Origin of the sequence: Nostoc sp. CALU 1950, assembly GCF_051172895.1 — a bacterium.
Taxonomy (GTDB): Bacteria; Cyanobacteriota; Cyanobacteriia; order Cyanobacteriales; family Nostocaceae; genus Nostoc; species Nostoc edaphicum_A.
In genome coordinates this window covers 1-20,382 of the sequence record NZ_JBDNJQ010000155.1, presented here as the reverse complement: position 1 = coordinate 20,382, position 20,382 = coordinate 1, and the positions used below count along the sequence as shown (strand labels likewise).

The 20,382-nt window shown below is 43.1% G+C and carries 20 protein-coding genes and 1 tRNA gene; 9 read left to right on the top strand and 12 right to left on the bottom strand.

What is annotated here, in order from left to right; all coding sequences use genetic code 11:
• Positions 1-226 precede the first annotated feature (226 nt).
• Together ABF638_RS29960 and ABF638_RS29955 are read right to left on the bottom strand one after the other, a co-directional pair.
• Positions 227-985, bottom strand: coding sequence for a sugar transferase (locus ABF638_RS29960; RefSeq protein WP_435026508.1), 759 nt, complete (start codon positions 983-985; stop codon positions 227-229).
• A 98-nt stretch (positions 986-1,083) separates the two neighbouring features.
• On the bottom strand, positions 1,084-2,238 hold the full coding sequence (locus tag ABF638_RS29955) for a glycosyltransferase (RefSeq protein WP_435026507.1): 1,155 nt from the start codon (positions 2,236-2,238) through the stop codon (positions 1,084-1,086).
• Positions 2,239-2,375: 137 nt separating this feature from the next.
• On the opposite strand from ABF638_RS29955, the gene ABF638_RS29950 reads away from it, so the two are divergent.
• Positions 2,376-2,513 (top strand): hypothetical protein, encoded by a 138-nt coding sequence (locus ABF638_RS29950; protein WP_435026506.1) that lies wholly within the window; start codon positions 2,376-2,378, stop codon positions 2,511-2,513.
• An 18-nt stretch (positions 2,514-2,531) separates the two neighbouring features.
• On the top strand, positions 2,532-3,470 hold the full coding sequence (locus tag ABF638_RS29945; protein WP_435026505.1) for an NAD-dependent epimerase/dehydratase family protein: 939 nt from the start codon (positions 2,532-2,534) through the stop codon (positions 3,468-3,470).
• Positions 3,471-3,541: 71 nt separating this feature from the next.
• Here the strand turns inward: ABF638_RS29945 and ABF638_RS29940 are convergent, their stop codons facing one another.
• Positions 3,542-4,267, bottom strand: a complete 726-nt coding sequence (locus ABF638_RS29940) for a Uma2 family endonuclease (RefSeq protein WP_435026504.1) — start codon at positions 4,265-4,267, stop codon at positions 3,542-3,544.
• A gap of 228 nt (positions 4,268-4,495) precedes the next feature.
• Here ABF638_RS29940 and ABF638_RS29935 point away from each other — a divergent pair, with 228 nt between their 5' ends.
• On the top strand, positions 4,496-5,374 hold the full coding sequence (locus tag ABF638_RS29935) for an SMP-30/gluconolactonase/LRE family protein (protein ID WP_435026503.1): 879 nt from the start codon (positions 4,496-4,498) through the stop codon (positions 5,372-5,374).
• 3 nt (positions 5,375-5,377) lie between these two features.
• On the opposite strand, the gene ABF638_RS29930 is transcribed toward ABF638_RS29935, so the two are convergent.
• A complete protein-coding gene (locus ABF638_RS29930; protein ID WP_435026502.1) occupies positions 5,378-5,602 on the bottom strand; it encodes a type II toxin-antitoxin system HicB family antitoxin in 225 nt (74 codons plus the stop codon).
• Entirely contained in the window at positions 5,586-6,113 is a 528-nt protein-coding gene (gene pgsA / locus ABF638_RS29925; protein WP_435026501.1) for a CDP-diacylglycerol--glycerol-3-phosphate 3-phosphatidyltransferase, read from the bottom strand. The genes ABF638_RS29930 and pgsA overlap by 17 nt, the downstream gene beginning before the upstream one ends.
• A 188-nt stretch (positions 6,114-6,301) precedes the next feature.
• Between pgsA and ABF638_RS29920 the strand changes: the two genes are divergently transcribed.
• Together ABF638_RS29920 and ABF638_RS29915 are read left to right on the top strand one after the other, a co-directional pair.
• The gene (locus ABF638_RS29920; protein ID WP_435026500.1) at positions 6,302-7,717 is read left to right on the top strand and encodes an aspartate ammonia-lyase; all 1,416 of its coding nucleotides are present in this window, start codon (positions 6,302-6,304) and stop codon (positions 7,715-7,717) included.
• Positions 7,718-7,821: 104 nt separating this feature from the next.
• Positions 7,822-8,793, top strand: a complete 972-nt coding sequence (locus tag ABF638_RS29915) for a DUF362 domain-containing protein (protein WP_435026499.1) — start codon at positions 7,822-7,824, stop codon at positions 8,791-8,793.
• 448 nt (positions 8,794-9,241) lie between these two features.
• Here the strand turns inward: ABF638_RS29915 and ABF638_RS29910 are convergent, their stop codons facing one another.
• Positions 9,242-10,180 (bottom strand): alpha/beta fold hydrolase, encoded by a 939-nt coding sequence (locus ABF638_RS29910; RefSeq protein ID WP_181932102.1) that lies wholly within the window; start codon positions 10,178-10,180, stop codon positions 9,242-9,244.
• Positions 10,181-10,274: 94 nt separating this feature from the next.
• Here ABF638_RS29910 and ABF638_RS29905 point away from each other — a divergent pair, with 94 nt between their 5' ends.
• A complete protein-coding gene (locus ABF638_RS29905; protein WP_435026498.1) occupies positions 10,275-11,156 on the top strand; it encodes a shikimate dehydrogenase in 882 nt (293 codons plus the stop codon).
• A 111-nt stretch (positions 11,157-11,267) separates the two neighbouring features.
• Here ABF638_RS29905 and ABF638_RS29900 read toward each other — a convergent pair whose 3' ends face one another.
• Together ABF638_RS29900 and ABF638_RS29895 are read right to left on the bottom strand one after the other, a co-directional pair.
• Positions 11,268-12,650 (bottom strand): aminopeptidase P family protein, encoded by a 1,383-nt coding sequence (locus tag ABF638_RS29900; protein ID WP_435026497.1) that lies wholly within the window; start codon positions 12,648-12,650, stop codon positions 11,268-11,270.
• Positions 12,651-12,695: 45 nt separating this feature from the next.
• Entirely contained in the window at positions 12,696-12,962 is a 267-nt protein-coding gene (locus tag ABF638_RS29895; RefSeq protein WP_435026496.1) for a hypothetical protein, read from the bottom strand.
• Positions 12,963-13,141: 179 nt separating this feature from the next.
• On the opposite strand from ABF638_RS29895, the gene ABF638_RS29890 reads away from it, so the two are divergent.
• On the top strand, positions 13,142-13,963 hold the full coding sequence (locus ABF638_RS29890) for a PhzF family phenazine biosynthesis protein (protein WP_435026495.1): 822 nt from the start codon (positions 13,142-13,144) through the stop codon (positions 13,961-13,963).
• Positions 13,964-14,092: 129 nt separating this feature from the next.
• Here the strand turns inward: ABF638_RS29890 and ABF638_RS29885 are convergent, their stop codons facing one another.
• From ABF638_RS29885 to pdhA, 4 genes are all read right to left on the bottom strand, one after another.
• On the bottom strand, positions 14,093-14,224 hold the full coding sequence (locus ABF638_RS29885; RefSeq protein ID WP_435026494.1) for a hypothetical protein: 132 nt from the start codon (positions 14,222-14,224) through the stop codon (positions 14,093-14,095).
• 20 nt (positions 14,225-14,244) lie between these two features.
• Positions 14,245-14,316, bottom strand: a tRNA-Lys gene (locus tag ABF638_RS29880).
• A gap of 61 nt (positions 14,317-14,377) precedes the next feature.
• Positions 14,378-15,247 (bottom strand): aldose epimerase, encoded by an 870-nt coding sequence (locus tag ABF638_RS29875; RefSeq protein ID WP_435026493.1) that lies wholly within the window; start codon positions 15,245-15,247, stop codon positions 14,378-14,380.
• 94 nt (positions 15,248-15,341) lie between these two features.
• Entirely contained in the window at positions 15,342-16,376 is a 1,035-nt protein-coding gene (gene pdhA, locus ABF638_RS29870; protein ID WP_435026492.1) for a pyruvate dehydrogenase (acetyl-transferring) E1 component subunit alpha, read from the bottom strand.
• A gap of 764 nt (positions 16,377-17,140) precedes the next feature.
• On the opposite strand from pdhA, the gene ABF638_RS29865 reads away from it, so the two are divergent.
• Positions 17,141-19,450 (top strand): IMS domain-containing protein, encoded by a 2,310-nt coding sequence (locus ABF638_RS29865; RefSeq protein ID WP_435026491.1) that lies wholly within the window; start codon positions 17,141-17,143, stop codon positions 19,448-19,450.
• 386 nt (positions 19,451-19,836) lie between these two features.
• On the top strand, positions 19,837-20,382 hold a 546-nt coding region (locus ABF638_RS29860), incomplete at its 3' end, for a tetratricopeptide repeat protein (RefSeq protein ID WP_435026490.1).

Genomic DNA, 20,382 nt, shown 5'->3' with positions numbered 1-20,382 from the left:
TGGCTTATCCCAAGCATTACCTACTCAAGTTTACCTAATTGATGACACGCCCTAGCAAAAAGGTGAATCAGGGCAAAATAACTAAAGATTCACACTTAGAAAAGTCTGAGTTAAGTATAAAAGCACAAATTTATAGAAAGCAAAGATAAGTAATTCTTTAGTCTTAGGGTAAGAATCGATACTTAGGGGCATTAACTGCCCCACAGAATCCGCCCTAAGTAGTTACTCAGTATGCCCCGTTATTTTTGGGTAGGATTACCACATCAACAGTTTTCAAGATGATCCATAAATCAAGCCAGAAATTCCTAAATTTGACATAATGCAGGTCTATTTGGACTCTCCGAGGGTAGGGAATGTCATTACGCCCAGATACCTGCCACAAACCAGTAATTCCTGGACGGATTGTTAAAATCTCGTCAATGTGACAACCGTATTTTGGCAGTTCTTCTGCTACCAAAGGTCGGGGACCGACTACACTCATGTCCCCTTTTAAAACGTTCCAGAACTGGGGAAATTCATCTAAGCTAGTAATTCGCAAAAATCGACCAATTTTGGTAATCCGGGGGTCTTGTTTCAGCTTAAAACTGCTCTCAAATTCTTGTCGCAACTCAGGCGATGTCTCCATCATTTGCATGAGGATTTCGTCTGCATTGCTTACCATTGTTCGGAATTTAATGCAATTAAACGCTTTGTAATTTTTCCCTACCCGTTCCTGGACATAAAAAATTGGGCCTTCTGAGCTAAAGGCAATCAGTAAGGTCAAAATTAAGTAGACAGGGAAGAACAAAATTAATACCGACAGCGAAAACACTATATCGAACAGTCGTTTGGCAAACTCTCCGTTTAAACCCTGAAAAGGTAAACCTTTGGGCTTAACTTTTGGCGTCTTTGTTTTTTGACCGCGTTTTAAGAAAGTACGCGTAGACGCTCTAGTGTCTTGCCGTACGCCTCGCTTGCCGGAGAGGAGTGAGCTCTGGGCAGTCATCATACTCCTTAATAATCCACACCACACATAGTCCCAATATTAAAGCCAAAATGATCTGCTTCTGGGGGAAATTGCCAAAAGCCTAAAAAAATAAGACATTAACCAAGACCATTATTCCGAAAACGGTCTTTTCCGTTGCACTTGTTTACAAAATCTAGATAACGATTTGCAAATATTTGCGGTGAAAACTGCGCGGCGTGCGATCGCATATACTCGGAACTGAACGAACCCTGATATACTTCAAACTTTTCTACTGCCTCTACCAAAGCCGCCTCTGTTTGCGTCCTGAAAAATAGACCTGTCCCTGTATCCGCACAAGAGCGGATGTCTCGCACTGTTTCTAGAGCACCCCCTGCACCATAGGCAATTACTGGTGTGCCGCAAGCCTGTGCTTCCACTAGGGCAATTCCAAAATCTTCACAAGCTGCATACACAAACGCCTTAGCCCTAGACATATATTTTTTTACCACATTATCGGGTTGCCAACCGAGTATTTGGATATTCGAGTTTGCCATCTCGCGAATCTTGTTCATTTCATCTCCTGTACCAATGACCACTAATGGTCGTTTTAGTTGATTAAAAGCGTTGACAATCAACGATATTTGCTTGTAACTCACTAATCGGGAAACTGTCAGGTAAAAGTCCTCTTTCTCAGACAAAAACGGAAATTCCGCAATATTCACTGGTGGGTAAATGACTGTTGCTTCTCGTCGATAGCAACGCCAAATCCGCCGAGCTGTATGCTGCGAGTTGGCAATGAAGTAATCAACGCGATTGGCACTCAATACATCCCACTGGCGCAAACGATGTAATAAATATCGCGTCACCCACCCAGGTAAACCACTACCCAGTTTGCTGTGGCGCAGATAATCAAAGGTCAAGTCCCAGGCATAGCGCATAGGGCTGTGACAGTAGCAAATATGCATCTGTTCGGGAGTGGTAAGAATTCCTTTGGCAACAGCATGGGATGAAGACAGAATTACGTCATAATGCCGCAAATCAAGTTGTTCAATTGCCAAAGGCCACAAAGGTAAGTATTTTTGTATACCGTTGCGGGCATAGGGAAAGTTCTGGAGAAACGTCTTGCCAATCTGACGCTTGTATAGATAACTTTCTCTATTGCTAGATTCAAAATCTATGAGGGCATACAAATCAGCATCAATGTGATTCAAAATTTCTCGTACAACGAGTTCTGAACCACCGGTGGCTTTGGGTGTAAGCCACTCATGAACCAGAGCATATTTCAAGGGCACAGCTAACTTGAATAAATGGAAAATACAAAGGCCAACTTGATGACGTTAACTGAAAAGTTTCCCCTTGTGATTAATTAACGGGAAGCGCCCCAGATTAGCACATAAGACGGAATCTTTCCCAGAGAGGTTCCAGGTGGATGCTGCAACCTGATAATCTCAGATTGGGCTTTGGGCATGGGGCATTGGGCATTGGGCATTGGGCATGGGTTATTTCTCCCTCATCTCCCTCCTCTCCCTCATCTTCCCCACCTCCCTACTCCCTTGATGAAAACTGATATAGAAAGGGCGAATTTATGCGAATTCTGATTATGGGTGGTACTCGGTTCATTGGTGTCTATTTGACTCAACTACTAGTGGAACAAGGACACGAGGTGGTGCTTTTCAATCGTGGGAATCGGCCAGCACCTTCTTTACAGGGAGTAGGACAAATTATAGGCGATCGCACAGATGCTACTCAATTAAAAGCAAAGTTATCACAAGAAAACTTCGATGTCATTTTTGACAATAACGGGCGGGAACTTACTGATACTCAACCACTAGCAGAGATTTTTCAAGACAGAGTGCAACATTTTGTCTATATGAGTTCTGCGGGGGTGTATCTCAAATCTGACCAATTGCCCCATGTAGAAGGTGATCCGGTAGATCCCAAAAGCCGCCATAAAGGTAAACATGAAACAGAAGCTTACCTGACTCAATTGGGATTACCCTTTACTTCTATTCGTCCTACTTATATTTACGGGCCTCGTAATTATAATGAGTTGGAAGGCTGGTTTTTTGACAGAATAGTGCGCGATCGCCCCATTCCTATCCCCGGAAATGGTTTGCACATCACGCAGTTAGGTCATGTAAAAGACTTGGCACTAGCTATGACTCAGGTTTTGGGCAATAAACAAGCCATAGGACAGATTTATAATATCTCAGGCGATCGCTTTGTCACTTTTGATGGTTTAGCCCGTGCTAGTGCTGTAGCGGCTGGTAAATCACCCGATGCTGTAAAAATCGTCCATTACGACCCGAAAAAGTTTGATTTCGGCAAACGCAAAGCTTTTCCGATGCGGGTGCAGCATTTCTTTGCTTCGGTGAATAAAGCGCAAACAGAATTAAACTGGCATCCTGAATATGATTTGATTTCTGGATTGCAAGACTCTCTAGAAAATGACTATTTGGCTAATGCAAAAGATAAAGCTGATGTTGATTTCTCTGTAGATGAGGAGATTTTACAAGCGTTGTGAGCTAGCTGTGCAGTAGCCAGGGCGAATTTTATTCGCCCATTTCGCTTAAGTTGACTGATGCGATCGCATTTTCATAACTCATCAGGGTTAACGCCTAACTCTCGCAGTTGTGCTGCTAATCTGTTAGCACGTTGACTTTCTCGTTCTAGCGGCGTGGAAAGCCAATTCCCGGATGCATCATACCAACGTAGCCACAATCGCTCAATTCCTTGATAAGAACCTTGCCAAAGTCCTAAGCCCAGTTCCAAACCCGGCATCCACAGCCGTGGGGTACTCAAGTCCAATTCGCTGTAACGGTCTGCAACTAATTGGAATGCTTGGAGTTTATCAGTGTAGCGGTCAAACACTATGTAGTAAGGAACTCGCAAAATCCGCTCATAAACTTCCCATTTGGTCGGTGGTTGGTTAATCTCCCGGAGAGTTTGTCCTAAGTCTTCTTTTTCAGTGCCAGGAGAAAGCAATTCTACCACTACAAAAGGAGCAACCCCTTCTTGCCAAATGACATAACTTAGACGCAAGTTTTGCTGTTCGTAGAGACGCGAAACTCCCACAGCAGCAAACCAATCTGGACGTTTGTACCACAGTGTATGCCGGAGATCATAATAAAGGTTTAAGTCAGTGCCAACAAATACTTCCTCTGCTGGATAGGTAGGTGGAGAGAAGGTTTCGCGCAGAAGTTGGGGTTGAAAAAGGTGAAATTCGTCAGGCAAACCAGAGTCCTCCGGGTATTCACTGGGAAGATCATACATGGTGGGTAGGGTTTCTTTTGCAGGGCGAGGCGGGTCTGTTTGGTACATAAGGCGAATCCTGACCGACTAATTTTAAGTTAACGGATCACGGCAAAGGTTTGCTCAACGCAAAATCAAATATATTTTCTTCTACCTGGGGAAGACGCGATAAATTGCGTTTTTAGTCTTTACTGAAACAGAAATGAAAATTTTCTTTATTAGTCAGGCAAACGTTTTTTAGAATTGCCTGAAGGCTACTGAAACTAGTTTCTGTAAATACTATTGTTGGTTGATAAAATGAGCCAGATTTTACAATATCCACTCCACAATGTACTAGAGTCTCGTGCCCGCTTAGGTGAAGGCCCCATCTGGGATTCTACCCAAAACCTACTGTACTGGATCGATATTTACAACCATCGTGTACATCAGTTCAATCCTGCGACGGGGAAAAACTTGTTTTTTGATGTGGGAGATGTGGTAGGTGCGATCGCAACAGCAGGTAAAGATAGATTAATTATGGCACTGCGTCATCATCTGGCATTCCTCAACACCAAAACAGGTGAAGTTACTCCCATTTTGGAGATTGAAGGAAATCTGCCAGATAACCGTCTGAATGATGGCAAATGTGACTCTCAAGGACGTTTTTGGATCGGCTCAATGTGTTCTTTAGAAAAACCGCAGGGTAGCCTCTATCGCTATGATTTTGATGGTTCATTGCATGTGATGGAAACGGGATTGACTATCTCTAATGGTCTGGGGTGGAGTCCTGATCAAAAAACGTTTTATTTGAGTGATTCTCCTCAACAAAAAATATATGCTTACGACTTTGATTCAGTAACAGGTAGCATTACTAATCGCCGAATTTTTATTGATTTAACTCATGAATCTTTCTACCCAGATGGGTTAACGATAGATAGTCAAGGAAATATTTGGTCAGCTATGTGGGATGGCTGGTGTGTGATTCGTTTCAACTCTAAGGGTGAAGAGATATTGCGGATAAAACTACCTGTTCCACTCGTAACGAGTTGCACCTTTGGCGGCGAAGATTTGCAAACACTCTACATCACCACTGGCTCAGTTGGACTCAGCCAAGGGGAGATTGATAAAAGTTTCTACTCAGGTGATTTGTTTGCTCTCCAGACTGATGTTAGTGGATTACCTAGCTATGATTTTTGAAGATTATACAAACCGAAAGGAGACGTTTGCAGTCAAAGGCTTTGGTAGTGGTTTTCCTTGTGCTTGGCAATCTTCAATCAAAAGTTCCAGCACTTCCTCACCATTATTGAGAGCATCTGCGTACGTATCTCCATGAGTGTGTGCATAGGGGCCAAACTCAGGTAGGCTGACAACGTACTTTTTATCTTCATTAGACCACTGAATTAGAATACTATATTGTGGTTTCATTAGTGCTAGCTTTTTGTGGCAAAAGATAAATGACTCCAGAGATTAAAGTAAAGGCTACAGAAACCCAAAAGGCAATCAGAGAGGGAGTTTGCCATACTTCAGGTAGGGGGGCAATTAGAAGTGCGATCGCAACTATTTGACTAACAGTTTTGAGTTTACCCCAAATGTTCGCCCCGGTAATTGTCGTTTGATTCACTCGCCAACCAGCGATCGCTAATTCCCGCGCTAAAATCAAAAACACTCCCCAAGCTGGTACTTTTCCTAGTTCAATCAAAACCATCAATGGCGCAAGTACTAGAAATTTATCCACTAAGGGGTCAAGAAATTTACCCAACTCACTAACTTGGTTGAGTTTCCGTGCCAAATAGCCATCTAACCAATCAGTTAACGCAGCAACGATAAAAATTGCCAAACATATCCATCTAGCTTGAGGTGTGGGGTTGTACAAGCCATAAAGCAGAAATGGTACACCCAGAAGCCGAGAGAAAGTAATCCAGTTGGGTAAAGTCACGTCGCTTCGCTCCGAATTAAAAATTAAAAATTAATAATTAAAAATTAATAATCTCCATAAATAAATTTAGTTGCCCTGCTATCAGGAAGAGGCAGAGGGGACAAACTTACTACAACTTCTCTTTGTCTCCCCACTTTCCCCCTAAGCGTGGGAAAATCTGTTTTCTGAAGCTCTTTTAAAAGAATACTATGACTGAACACACAGAATTCCGCATCGAACGCGATTCTATGGGCGATCGCCAAATTGCTAGTAGCGTTTATTACGGCATTCAAACTTTACGAGCTATCGAAAACTTCCCTATTAGCGGTATCAAGCCTTTAGCTACTTACGTAGATGCTGGATTGATAATTAAAAAAGCTACAGCAATTGTGAATGGAGAACTAAATTGCATTCCCCAAGATATTAGTCAGGCAATTGTCCAAGCAACTGATGAAATCTTAGCTGGGAAGTTCCGCGATCAATTTGTTGTGGATGTTTATCAGGCGGGTGCTGGAACATCTCACCACATGAATGTCAACGAAGTTTTGGCAAATCGCGCCTTAGAAATTCTTGGTGAAGAAAAGGGCAATTACAAACGTGTTAGTCCTAATGACCACGTTAATTATGGACAGTCTACCAATGATGTGATTCCTACCGCCATTCGGATTGGTGGTTTATTGGCATTATCCAAGACATTACACCCAGCAATAGATAGTGCGATCGCATCCTTAGAAAACAAAGCTGTAGAATTTCAAGATATCGTCAAATCTGGCAGAACCCACTTACAAGACGCAGTACCCGTGCGTTTGGGTGAGAATTTTCGGGCTTGGGCACAAATCCTCGCAGAACATCAAAACCGGATTTATACCGCCTCTGGAGATTTAATGGTGCTGGGTTTGGGAGGTAGTGCAGCCGGAACGGGGTTAAATACTCATCCTCTATATCGCGCCCGTGTGGTAGAAGTTCTCTCAGAATTGATTGATACTCCTTTAGAACCTGCGCCTCATCTCATGGCAGCGATGCAGAGTATGGCCCCATTTGTAAATGTTTCCGGTGCTTTACGCAACTTAGCGCAGGATTTAGTCAAAATATCTCACGACTTGCGGCTGATGGATTCGGGGCCAAAAACTGGCTTGAAAGAAATTCAACTTCCTCCAGTGCAACCTGGCTCCTCGATTATGCCAGGGAAATATAACCCAGTAATGGCAGAGATGACATCAATGGTGTGTTTTCAGGTGATGGGTTACGACAGTGCGATCGCTTTAGCCGCACAAGCCGGACAATTAGAATTAAATGTGATGATGCCACTGATTGCCTATGACTTAATTCATAGTATCGAAATTCTTGGCAATACCATCGCCGCACTCACCAAATCTTGCATCCAAGGAATTACAGCTAATAAAGAACGTTGTTTAGCATACGCCGAAGGCAGTTTAGCTTTAGTAACCGCCCTCAACACCCACATCGGTTATTTAAATGCCGCAGCTGTGGCCAAAGAATCTTTAGAAACTGGTAAATCTCTCCGCGAAATCGTCCTAGAACGAGGATTGATGAGTGAAACAGATTTAGCCACAGTGTTAAATCTAGAACAAATGAGTGGTATCTTACCGCTCAAAACAGAATAATAGATTATGGGGCATTGGGCATGGTTATTTTCCTTGCCCCCATTCCCCATTGCCCCTAATCCCCAGAGGGGGCCCCGAGTTCCCCATTCCCCATTCCCCAATCTATGCAGACTCAAAAACCATCTGTCAGTCTCATTCGGGCTACATCTTACGAACGAGAGGCTTTACGAGAATCCTTAGTTACGCTGCTGGAACCTTTTGGAGGAATGGCAGCGTTTGTGAAAAAAGGCGATCGCGTTTTACTCAAACCTAATTTACTTACAGGCTCACGTCCTGGTAAAGAGTGTATCACCCGTGCTGAACTAGTTTACGAAGTTGCCCAGATGGTAATTGAGGTTGGCGGTAAGCCATTTTTGGGCGATAGTCCTGCTTTTGGCAGTGCCAAGGGCGTAGCAATAGCAAACGGCTATCTGCCTATTTTAGAAGAACTCAATCTTCCCATCATCGATTTTCACGGTCAGCGTTACCAAACCATTAGCGACAATTTTAACCATCTGCGGCTGTCTAAAGAAGCAATGGAAGCAGACGTAGTAATTAACCTACCTAAAGTGAAATCTCACGCCCAGTTGACATTAACCCTTGGCGTAAAAAACCTGTTTGGTTGCGTCCCCGGCAAAATGAAAGCTTGGTGGCACATGGAAGCGGGAAAAGACGCGAATAGATTTGGTGAAATGTTAGTAGAAACTGCCAGGGCAATTAACCCTAACTTAACTATATTAGATGGCATCATCGGTCATGAAGGTAATGGCCCCAGCAACGGCGAACCTCGCCAACTGGGTATTTTAGCAGCCGCATCAGATATATTTGCCTTAGATCGGGCAATGGTAGAAATCCTCAATGTTCCTCCTGAACAAGTGCCCACAGTTGCAGCTTCCCAAAGGCTAGGAGTTTGTCCAGAAGTAGCTGACATAGAGTTTCCACATTTAAATCCCGACTTATTAAAAATAGAAGATTGGCGGCTACCAGACAATTTAATACCCATTGATTTTGGTATGCCCCGCGTAATTAAATCTACGTTTAAGCATCTTTACACCCGATTTATCAAGGAACCAATGAGTGTTTACGGAAGAGAATAGGGAAATGAAGGAAGAAGAGGAATAATCCATACCCAATCCCCAATTTAATGCAAACTTCGTTACAGCAATTTCATTTATTAGCAGAGTAATCTGTAATTACCCTCCGATTGCTTAACCAGACCGCCCTATCATATTTAGTGGCGGTTTTTTTAGTTAACTAATTTTTTATACCGATCTGGTTTTAGATTTTTATGTATCCAAAAAAATATTGTAATAGGAATTTTATCTTTAATAGTAATTGTCTCTTTTATCTAACTATCTTGTTTATAGAACAATACGGTTGGGTTAAGGGGTAATTGTACAAAATCGTGGGTTTTAAAGACGCGATAAATCGCCGTCGATACAAGTGTTTTGGTCTTATCTGAACTGTATTGGTTTATAGAAAATACTGCGAGTAGAGACGCGATTTATTACATCTCTACTCAACTTTTTCTAATGGGATGCAATATCACTGGGGAATAGACAATACCCAATCACGAAAAAGTGGGTTTACTCTATCGGGTATTTCATCATGAGGACAATGACCTGCTGTTAAGAAATGCTCTGTCAATTCAGGACAATATTGACGAAACTTTTGAGAACGTTCTCTAGCATTCATCCAAGGATCAGCTTCTCCCCATAACATCAATAAAGAACAAGTTAATTGCTTTAACAGCACATCAACTTTTTCCCCTTGAGGACTGCTAAAAACTGAAACAAATACATCCAATGCGCCCGGATCAAAAGCAGGACGAGCAATTTCTTCTATCAATTGGTCTGTAACTGCACTTTTATCAAGATATACCTTTTCTAAAGTTTGGCGAATTACCCAACGTTGTCGCACGTATTGAAATAACACAAACTGAGCTAAAGGTTGTTGAAACATCCATTTAACTGAGTCACCCAGTAATTTTTGTAAAGAAGAAGGTTGTTTGGGTGGCTGAATTTCACTTTGCAAAGCTTCCGGTTCAGATGTAGGCTGGCTTTCGCTAAAAGGCCCGGCACTATTGAGCAAAACTAAACCAGCTGCGCTGTCAGGACGTTGTGCTGCAACACACAAGCAAGCATAACCACCAAGGGAGTTCCCTGCTAATACTGCTTTTTGACCAATCACTTCACTGATAAAATCATGAAGTTGATCGCGCCACAAGTCGCCACTGTACTGCAATTTTGGTTTTGCCGATCGCCCGAATCCCAAAAGGTCGATCGCAAATACTTCAAAATCTTGGCACAATCCTGTGATATTCTTGCGCCAGTGGTCTGTGGAAGCACCAAATCCATGTACCAAAAGCAAGGGCGGACGTTGCAGTTGTTTCTCTCCCGCACGCACGTAGTAAACGTTGTGCCCGCGCCACTGCCAATATTTACCAGGAATTGGAATTGTAGAGGGGGCTGTAGTTGCCTGCATGATTTAAAGAAGTGTTAAGTAGCTTTTAATAATTGTAGGCTAGGTGAGGGAAATGGGGATTGGGGATTGGGACAAGGAGTATGAGTTATGACAAATGACTAAAGAAATTACAGGTAAAACTAAACTACTAGGAGTGATTGGACATCCGGTGGAACATTCGCTGTCACCAGTGATGCATAATGCTGCAATCGCACAATTAGAATTAGATTACATTTATCTCCCTTTTCCGATCGAACCACAAAATTTAGAAGTTGCGATCGCAGGTTTGGCTGCTATTGGGGTTATCGGCTTTAGTGTGACAATACCTCACAAACAAGCGATCATACCGCTACTTTCAGAAATTACCCCCCTGGCTCAAACTATCGGAGCAGTAAATACTGTTAGCCGCCAAAATAACAAATGGGTGGGAACAAATACGGATATAGAAGGATTTATCGCTCCTTTGCAGACGACATATAAACAAGATTGGAGTCAGAAAGTAGCGGTAATTTTGGGCAATGGTGGTGCAGCAAGAGCAGTTGTAGCAGGTTGTACCCAGCTAGGTTTTGCCCAAATTCATGTTGTTGGGCGCAATCTGCAAAGATTACAGGAATTTCGCAATAGTTGGAGCAATTCACCCCTAGCTGATAAATTCCAGGTTCATCAATGGGAGGAATTGCCAAAGCTAATTCCCCAAGCAAATCTGCTGGTAAATACAACTCCTATTGGGATGTATCCCAAAGTTGATCAGTCGCCTTTGAGTGTCGAGGAAATAGCTAATTTACCAACGGGTGCGATCGCTTACGATTTGATATATATTCCTAAACCGACGCAATTTCTAGAACAGGCTCAAAAACAAGGTGCAATTGCGATCGATGGTTTAGAAATGCTAGTCCAACAAGGAGCAGCAGCATTAAAAATCTGGTTGCAGCAGGAAACTGTACCTGTAGAAGTGATGCGCCAAGCGTTACAAAATCATCTGGGTTTGGTGGAGTGATAAAACTTAATTACCCCCCTTAATCCCCTCTTGCAAAGGTAGAAAATTGGATCTCCGGTTCCCTCCCCTTGCAAAGGGGAGGGTTAGGGTGGGGTAACATTTAGCGTAAATTCAACTATTAATTAGATTCTCTATAGTATCAGCATCATTCGGTAATGCGGCTGTTAAAACTTCGCTACCTTCCGCGGTAACTAAAACATCATCTTCGATGCGGATTCCACGCACATCAGCAAATTCAGATAAACGCTGCCAATTCACCACATTCTGATATTTTGAACGGACGTTGGCATCATTTAAAATTGCTGGTACTTGATAAAAACCAGGTTCAATTGTGACTAACATTCCTGGATGCAGGGGACGATTTAAACGAAGGTAGCCTAAACCAAAGCGATCGCTCCTTTGGCGTCCCTCTTCATACCCTGCTAAATCACCCAAATCTTCCATATCATGGACATCTAAACCCAGTAGATGACCGATACCATGAGGGAAAAACAGCGCGTGGGCATCCATTTCTACTAAATCTTGGGGATTTCCTTGTAAAATTCCTAACTCTACTAAACCTTCAGCTATGACCATAGCAGCTAGCAGATGAATGTCCCCATATTCTACACCAGGGTGTATTTTGGCAATGCAAGCATCATGGGCTGCCAGCACAACATTATAAATATCTCTCTGGGTAGATGAAAATTTGCCGGAAACTGGCCAGGTGCGAGTAACATCACCGGCCCAACCCATCTCGGTTTCAGCACCAACATCAGCAAGCAGTAAGTCACCTGGTTGTAGAGGGTGGTGATACTGCTCGTTATGCAAAACTTCACCGTGAACAGTGACAATACTGTTGTAAGAGGTGGTCATATTGTGGGCAATAATTACCCCTTCCATCGCTGCACGAACTTCTGCTTCTAGCTTGGCTTGAGGTGTTGCGGCCATCCCAGCTTTATGAACCTCAACAGTGACAGCAGCAGCTTTTCGCAACTGGGATAATGCAGCTTCATCGTGGGTGAGACGCAGAGAAACGATCGCCTTAGCTAACTCCAAGTCAATTCCTTGGGGAGGACTTTGTGGTAAAACCCATCTATTTAATAGCTGCGATTGCTGCGTCCAAGTAGCTGCATCTTGTACAGCAAGTGTGGCGGCATCTTCTATCCAAGACTCTAATTCTGCCATTGGTCGAGCCACATCCGCCCCAATATGCAAGGCTATTTCCTCGCGCGTTGGCATTTCTCCATGCCAAAGGGCACTGCTGGATGACGGATCGTCCATGAATAGTTCTAGCTTACCCGCTTCTAAACGAATTGCCGCCTTTGATAATGGCAGTCCGGCAAAATAGAGAAAATGACTGCTAGCGCGAAACGGAAAGGGATTTGCTGGAAAGTTGCGCGGACTATTGCTACCTGACCACAGAATTACTGGAAAATTAATCAGGTTGGCTAGTCGTTGCCGTCGGAGGCGTAAAGTATCGACGAGGGAAGTAGAAGTTTCTTGGATAAGCATAAATGTAAACTCAAAAAAGGATAAAGGTAAAAGTTTTTCCTTTATTTAGTCGTTATCGTCTTTATCGTCATCATTTTTATCATTCTTGCGATCGCCATCTTTCTCGTCGCCATCTTTGTCGTCGTCATCTCTGTCGTTCTGGTTAGGCTGTTGGTTAGGTTGTAGGACTGGTTTTTGTTGCTCAGTTGGAGCAAGTGGCTGCGGTACTTCAACAGCACAACTAATTAATCCTCCAGAAATCAGCGCTAAGTTGACAGCAGCCAAGATGCTTCTGAAGATTTTTATCCTCATGTTTCCGTTTTGCTTTAACATTGACCCTAGTTTTTGGAGATTGTATTCCTAACTTATAAGGTACTGTATATGGTTGTTCTCATTTGGGAACGCCTGTACAACTGAACCATACGCCACTTCAAAAGAATGGTAACAGTCCGCATAAATGTTTAACGCACTCCTGATAAATATATTGCTGTCCACTTTTCAAGGTGAATCTAATGGGACAAATCATTACCCAGGTTGATGCTTTTACCAATACAGTCTTCGCAGGTAATCCTGCTGCTGTCTGTGTTTTGCTCACTCCCCAAGACGATCGCTGGATGCAGAATGTAGCGCAGGAGATGAATTTATCTGAGACGGCTTTTCTCGTTAGACAGGATGATGGCTTCAATTTGCGTTGGTTTACGCCCACAGTAGAAGTACCGCTTTGTGGTCATGCAACTTTAGCTAGTGCCCATGTACTTTGGTCAGAGGGGCATCTGTCACCAAATGAAGTTGCGCGTTTCTACACCAAAAGTGGAGTACTGATTGCTAAGTTGCAAGGTGAGTGGATTGAGTTAGATTTTCCTGTGAATCACTCACAAGCAACAGTCGCCCCGCGAGAACTCAAGCAAGCTTTGGGTGTACCGTACAAATCTGTTTTCTTAAATTCCTTTGGCTATTTAGTGGAATTGGAATCTGAGGATTTGGTACGCCAAATGCAGCCAAATTTCCAAATACTGAAAACGTTGCCGATTTCTGAGATCATTGTCACCAGCCTCACTCACCCTGATTCTCAATATGATTTCGTCTCTCGCTTATTTGCCCCAGGTTTGGGAATTGATGAAGATCCGGTGACTGGGGCTACTCATTGCTGTCTCGCCCCCTTCTGGCGCGATCGCTTGCACAAAAATGAGCTATTGGCTTATCAGGCATCCAGGCGCGGTGGGGTGGTGAAGGTATATTATGACGGCGGCGATCGCGTCTTTCTCGCCGGACAAGCGGTAACCGTTCTGCGAGGCGAATTATCAAGAAAGGCAGAGGGCAGAAGGGAATTCTGATTGAGCAATCAACGCTGTCCTACCCTATATGACTACGGCTATACTTTCAGTTAAAAAGTTCAGACTCATTTATTCACTTTCAACCTGCACTGAATTCTCCATAGAATCACTGATTAAAATCAAACTTAGTTAATTTCTATGAATCCGCAATTTTTTTTGATTTTCACCAACAGCGATCGCTCTGGAGAACCAAAAATTTTTGGATGAGCGATCGCTGTTGGTGAAAATTGCCTCTGCTTTCATCTCAAAATACAGAGGCAAGTTTTTCCTAAACTTTTATATGGGTCGCCCGGGATTCGAACCCGGAACTAATCGGTTAAAAGCCGAGTACTCTACCGTTGAGTTAGCGACCCTTTCGCTGCATTTCGCAACTTTGCCATCATAGCACAAACATCTGTAGATTTGTAAAGGGGTTTAGAAAAAATTAGCGGTCAACCTTATAGATGCTGTATGGCTAGCTCCTGGTGCTAACACAGTCAGGTTATCACCAGTATTGATGGAGTTACGGGTGGCACTCCACGGTTCTAGACAGTAGAATTCTTTGCCTTTGACAGTCCAAAATACCAGGTAGGTAGAGAAATCATCATAATCCAAGGTGAGTTTTAACTTCCGGCTGCGATCTATCGCAGTAGCCGATTGACTCGTTAGCTGTCCAAAGGCGAAATCAATTTCATCACGGCTAAAGTCAAAATTGCCGTCAAAAGAGTGAATTTCTTTAGTTTGATTGTCTTGATACTGCTTAGAGGGAATTTCCAACTCTAACTGAGTTTTATCACCACACAAAAAGTAGGGATGGAAACCAGCCGAAAAAGGCATTGGTGTGGATGATAAGTTTTTATACTGCTGGCGGACTTCTAGAGTATTACCTTGAAGTTCATAGGTGAAAGCCAGTTGAAAATCAAAAGGATAAACAGCCTTGGTTTGCTCATTGCTATTAAGAACGACAGTCAGACTAGCTTTATCTTTAGTTTTTTGTTCTGTTGCTGACCACGGCAATTCACGAGCAAAACCGTGTTGCTTAAGAGTATATTTTTCACCGTCATGAGTGTAAGTATTATCTGGTAGATTGCCACAAATAGGAAACAAAATTGGATTCCCACCTCTGACACTCAACTCAGGATGAGTAAAGCGTTCAGCATCCAGATAGAAAATTTCTTGCCCTTGAATACGCCAACGGGTGATGATACCACCGCGTTCTGGTACGACTTCTAACTGAGAACCAGCGGCTTCATCAGAAAGAATATAGGTCTTGTACTGTTGCTGTTGAACTGCAATGCTAAACACAAATTTTAGTCCTGGGTAAGGTGGAGTGCTGAGTGCTGAGTGCTGAGTAGAATATAAAAATACTCAGCACTCAGCACTCATAACTCAGCACTGTTTACTCGTCTTCTGCAAACACGAAACGATATAACTCGCTAGGGTCTGGTTCAGGGCTGCTTTCGGCGAATTTAACCGCTTCGTCGATTACATCCTGAATTTTACGATCAATTGCTTTGATTTCTCCCTCATCCGCCAGATTTTTCTCCACCAAATAAGCTGCCAACTTCTTAATTGGGTCACGGGCGAACCAAAATTCTTTCTCCGCTTTGCTTCGCATTTCATCTGGGTCTGCCAAAGAGTGACCCCGGAAGCGGTAGGTAAGCGCCTCAATTAATGTTGGGCCTTCACCTGCACGGGCACGGGCTACGGCTTCTTGGGCCACGGCTCGGACTGCCAGTACATCCATACCATCTACTTCCACGCCCACCATGTTAAACACACTGGCTTTTTTATAAATCTCTGGCTGGGAAGTGGCTCGTTCGTGAGACATCCCAATGGCCCACTTATTATTTTCGACTACAAACAGAATTGGCAGTTTCCATAAAGCTGCCATATTTAGCGTCTCGAAAAACTGACCATTGTTAGCTGCACCATCGCCAAAAAAGCAAGCTGTCACTTGGTCAGCATTTTTATCTCCCAGCACTTCGCGGCGGTATTTGCTTTGAAAAGCCGCTCCAGCCGCTACAGGAATTCCCTCAGCCACAAAAGCATAGCCACCCAGCAAACGATGTTCGGCAGAAAACATGTGCATGGAACCACCGCGCCCTTTGCTGCAACCTGTGGCTTTGCCAAATAATTCTGCCATTACCTCTCTTGCTGGTACGCCCGCACTCAGAGCATGAACGTGGTCGCGGTAGGTACTACAAACATAATCTTCACCCGGTCGCATTGACTGTACAACACCACTGCAAACGGCTTCTTGACCGTTGTACAAATGGACAAAACCAAACATTTTGCCCCTGTAGTACATTTCAGCGCACTTGTCTTCAAACAAGCGCCCTAGTACCATGTCCTCATACAACCGTAATCCTTCTTCTTTAGTAATGTGCGTAGTAGCAGGATTAAAAGTGGGTAAAGTACGCTCTTGAACCATTATTTTTGAGTATCCCTGTTGTACAACTTAAAGTTACGGTCTTAAATAAGTTGGTCTGATAACACCTCAGCTTTTAACAGGCTAGCGTTTGTAAGACTCAACAATCAAACTTTATTTATGCACCAAAAAAGGGTCTTAGGGAACAGCTGAATTTTTAATTTTTGATTTTTAACTTTTCAGCCTATGCCCCGTGAGGATTTGACTCTAACGACAATATATGTCGCTTTGGGTTTTTCTCTCACCATTCCCCTCAATAGACTAGCAATCAAGATAGACTGCTTTCTGCATATCCATTAACAATTTAAAAAAAAGGAAGCAAAAGTCTATATACCCAAATAGGTAATTGTAATTAAAGGTAAATTATGATATGATTTTCTTCTCCTGTTATCAGGGTCAACCCTCAATAGTGGTATTTTTATTACCGCTTACTGGGGAAGTCCCGAAAAAATCAATCATCAATAGATTCTTGCAACCACAACAATTATGCCGTGATTAAAAGCGGTAGTTGTGGTTTGTGGTATCGAAGGCTGATAATAGTCGTGTTAAACAAAAATACTAAGAATTAAGACAAACAATTGAGGCTTTCTAGGCGAAAGCAAAAAATTAGTACTAGAATGTGACTCAAAATTTCGGGAAGGTACAAAACGAGTTGTTGCAATATACACTTGTAGAGTAAATTCTACACGGCATTTTTATGGCACGGTTTTACAGGCCTGGAAAACTCTAGGTGAATTATGTTGATCACGGTGCAGGGGAAGTAGGCTGTGCGAATTCCGCTAGATTACTACCGAATTTTAGGACTACCGTTAGCGGCAAGTGAAGAACAATTGCGACAGGCATACAGCGATCGCATTGTACAATTGCCACGACGTGAGTATTCTCATGCAGCAATTTCTTCTCGTAAACAACTCATAGAAGAAGCTTACGTGGTTTTATCAGATCCAAAACAACGCAGTACCTACGATCATCTCTATCTTGCCCACGCCTATGACCCTGATAACCTTGCTGCTGCCGCAGTAGCACTGGAAAATCGTCCACCAGAAAGCACCAAAAGGGGTAGTAACACCCAGAGTTTGGGTATCGAAATTACCCAAGACGAATTAGTTGGCGCTTTATTAATTTTGCAAGAGTTGGGGGAATACGAACTTGTATTGAAACTAGGTCGTCCGTACCTAGTAAATAAAAATGGTGCTACAAGTGCAAGAAAAAGCAATAATTTAGCAGACGAAGAAATACAGGAAAGTGCTGAACATCCTGATGTCGTTCTCACTGTCGCCCTTGCTTGTCTAGAATTAGGTCGCGAACAGTGGCAACAAGGTCACTATGAAAATGCCGCCATATCTCTAGAAACTGGTCAAGAATTGTTAGTGCGCGAAGGGTTGTTTTCCAGTGTCCAGGCGGAAATTCAGGCGGATCTTTACAAATTGCGGCCATATCGAATTTTGGAGTTGTTGGCACTACCTCAAGAAAAGACTGCCGAACGAAACCAAGGCTTGGAATTATTACAAAACCTCTTAGAAGATCGTGGCGGGATTGATGGCACGAACAATGATGACTCTGGTTTAAACATAGATGACTTTCTGCGATTTATTCAGCAGTTACGCAACCATTTAACAGTTGCAGAGCAGCACAAGTTATTTGAAGCCCAAAGCAAACGCAATTCTGCTGTCGCCACTTACTTGGCTGTTTATGCCTTAATAGCAAGGGGATTTGCTCAACGGCAACCTGCTTTAATTCGTCAAGCAAGACAAATGCTCATGCGTCTGGGCAAACGCCAAGATGTACATTTAGAACAGTCTCTATGTGCGTTACTCTTGGGACAAACTGAAGAAGCGACTCGTGTTTTAGAACTTAGTCAGGAGTACGAAGCTTTAGCTTTTATTCGGGAAAAATCTCAAGACTCTCCAGATTTGTTGCCGGGGTTGTGTCTATATGCAGAACAGTGGTTGCAACATGAAGTATTTCCCCATTTCCGAGATTTAGCGAATCAGCAAGCTTTCCTAAAAGATTACTTTGCTAACCAACAGGTACAAGCTTATTTAGAAGCATTGCCAACCGATGCGGAAACAACTAATGAATGGGCTGTAATTAACCCCCAATATTTTCCCCAAGCCCAGACAAATAAGCCCCATTTCCACAACAATTCAACTAAGACCTCAGCGCAATTTAATCACAGCAGAACACCTGACCTAGATTTGCCAGAAACACCAACAAAAGAAACACCCGAATATTCAAATATCTCACCACCTATATGGAATTCATCTGGGAGTATAAAATCAGATGTTCCTGCTGCTGAAAGGATGAGCAGAGGCTCTAATCAGCATTTGAATGGTTCAGCTAAAACTGCTGCACCGGGTCATAACCAAAAGCGTAGGCGGAGAAAACCTACTCCATCTGCTAGCCGAGAGCGTGTACCAGATAATCGTCCTCATTCTCGTCGTCCCCGACGACGGCGAACTTTTGCTAATACCATCGAAGGTAAAACACGGCTGGTATGGAGAGTGTTTATTTCTTTGGTGAGCATATTAGTTTTCGGGGTATTAGCCACAACAACTTTTGGATGGTTAAAAAATCTGTTTTTCCCCAAACCACCTTTACCTGTTTCACAGTTGTTTGTAGAAATAAATCAACCACCAGTATTTATTCCTCCTCGAAATAGTAAACCACAAGCATTAGATGGGCCTTTAACAGATACAACGGCCGAGGACGTGATTCGCACTTGGCTATCTACCAAAGCGGCAGCTTTAGGCCCGAATCATGAGATTAATAATTTAGAGCAGATTTTAACTGGTTCAGCTTTGTCTCAATGGCGGCTGATTGCTCAACAGGATAGGTCAGACAACCGATACCGGAAGTACGAGCATAGTCTGAAGGTGGAATCGGTTGAGAGAATTGATTTATTTGCAGATCGTGCCGCAGTGGAAGCTACGGTTAAAGAAGTGACGCAGTTATATGAAAATGGTCAGTTCAAAAACTCTTCTAACGATAATTTGCGAGTTCGGTACGATTTGATTAGACAACGAGGTAAATGGCGTATTCAGAGTGCATCTGTTGTGAATCAGATAATTAGATAAGTTGGAATTTTTAGGTGATGAGCTACGAGGAACTGTGACGCTCGTCCGCGTAGCGTCTCTGACAGGAGAAGACTCGCTAAAGCTTCTCTACAAGACACAAGCTTGCTTCCTCGCAGGGTTACGCTATCGGTGACGCAGCACTCATTTAAGGAACTATTTACAGAGAAAATTTTCACCAATAGACCTAATCTTGAAAATAAAAATTTTAAACTTCTATTGAGTAGCGATCGCTCCCATGTTGTGCAAATTTTGGGTAACTGCTAAACACATAGCAGTTTTATTACGACTAAGAAATTAAGTGTTTTTTTAGAGACAACAAATGAAGTATATTTTCTGGCAAGGATGTGTAATAATGCACCAAAGACCTTGGCAAAGGAAAATATTTAATGAAAATATTAAAATTAACAACTTTAGCTCTTGTATTAGGAGCAATAACAGATAACCCTAAAGTTGATGCCAAAAATTTGCCAGATATTTTAGAGTTAAGAAAAGAATCAACATTACTATTAGTACAAGTTAACCCTCAAGATGCAACTGGCTACCATAACCGAGGTCTTGCCCGCGTGCAATCGGGAGATCTGAAAGGGGCGATTGAAGATTTCAACCAAGCCCTGCGCCTTAATCCTAACCTCGCAGAAGCCTACACCAAGCGAGGTGGTGCCCGTGGGCTATTGGGAGATATGAAAGGGGCGATTGAAGATTTCAACCAAGCCCTGCGCCTTAATCCTAACCTTGCAGAAGCCTACGCCAACCGAGGCGTTGTCCGTGGGCAATCGGGAGATATGAAAGGGGCGATTGAAGATTTAAATCAAGCTCTGCGCCTTAATCCTAACCTCGCAGAAGCCTACACCAACCGAGGTGGTGCCCGTGGGCTATTGGGAGATATGAAAGGGGCGATTGAAGATTTAAATCAAGCTCTGCGCCTTAATCCT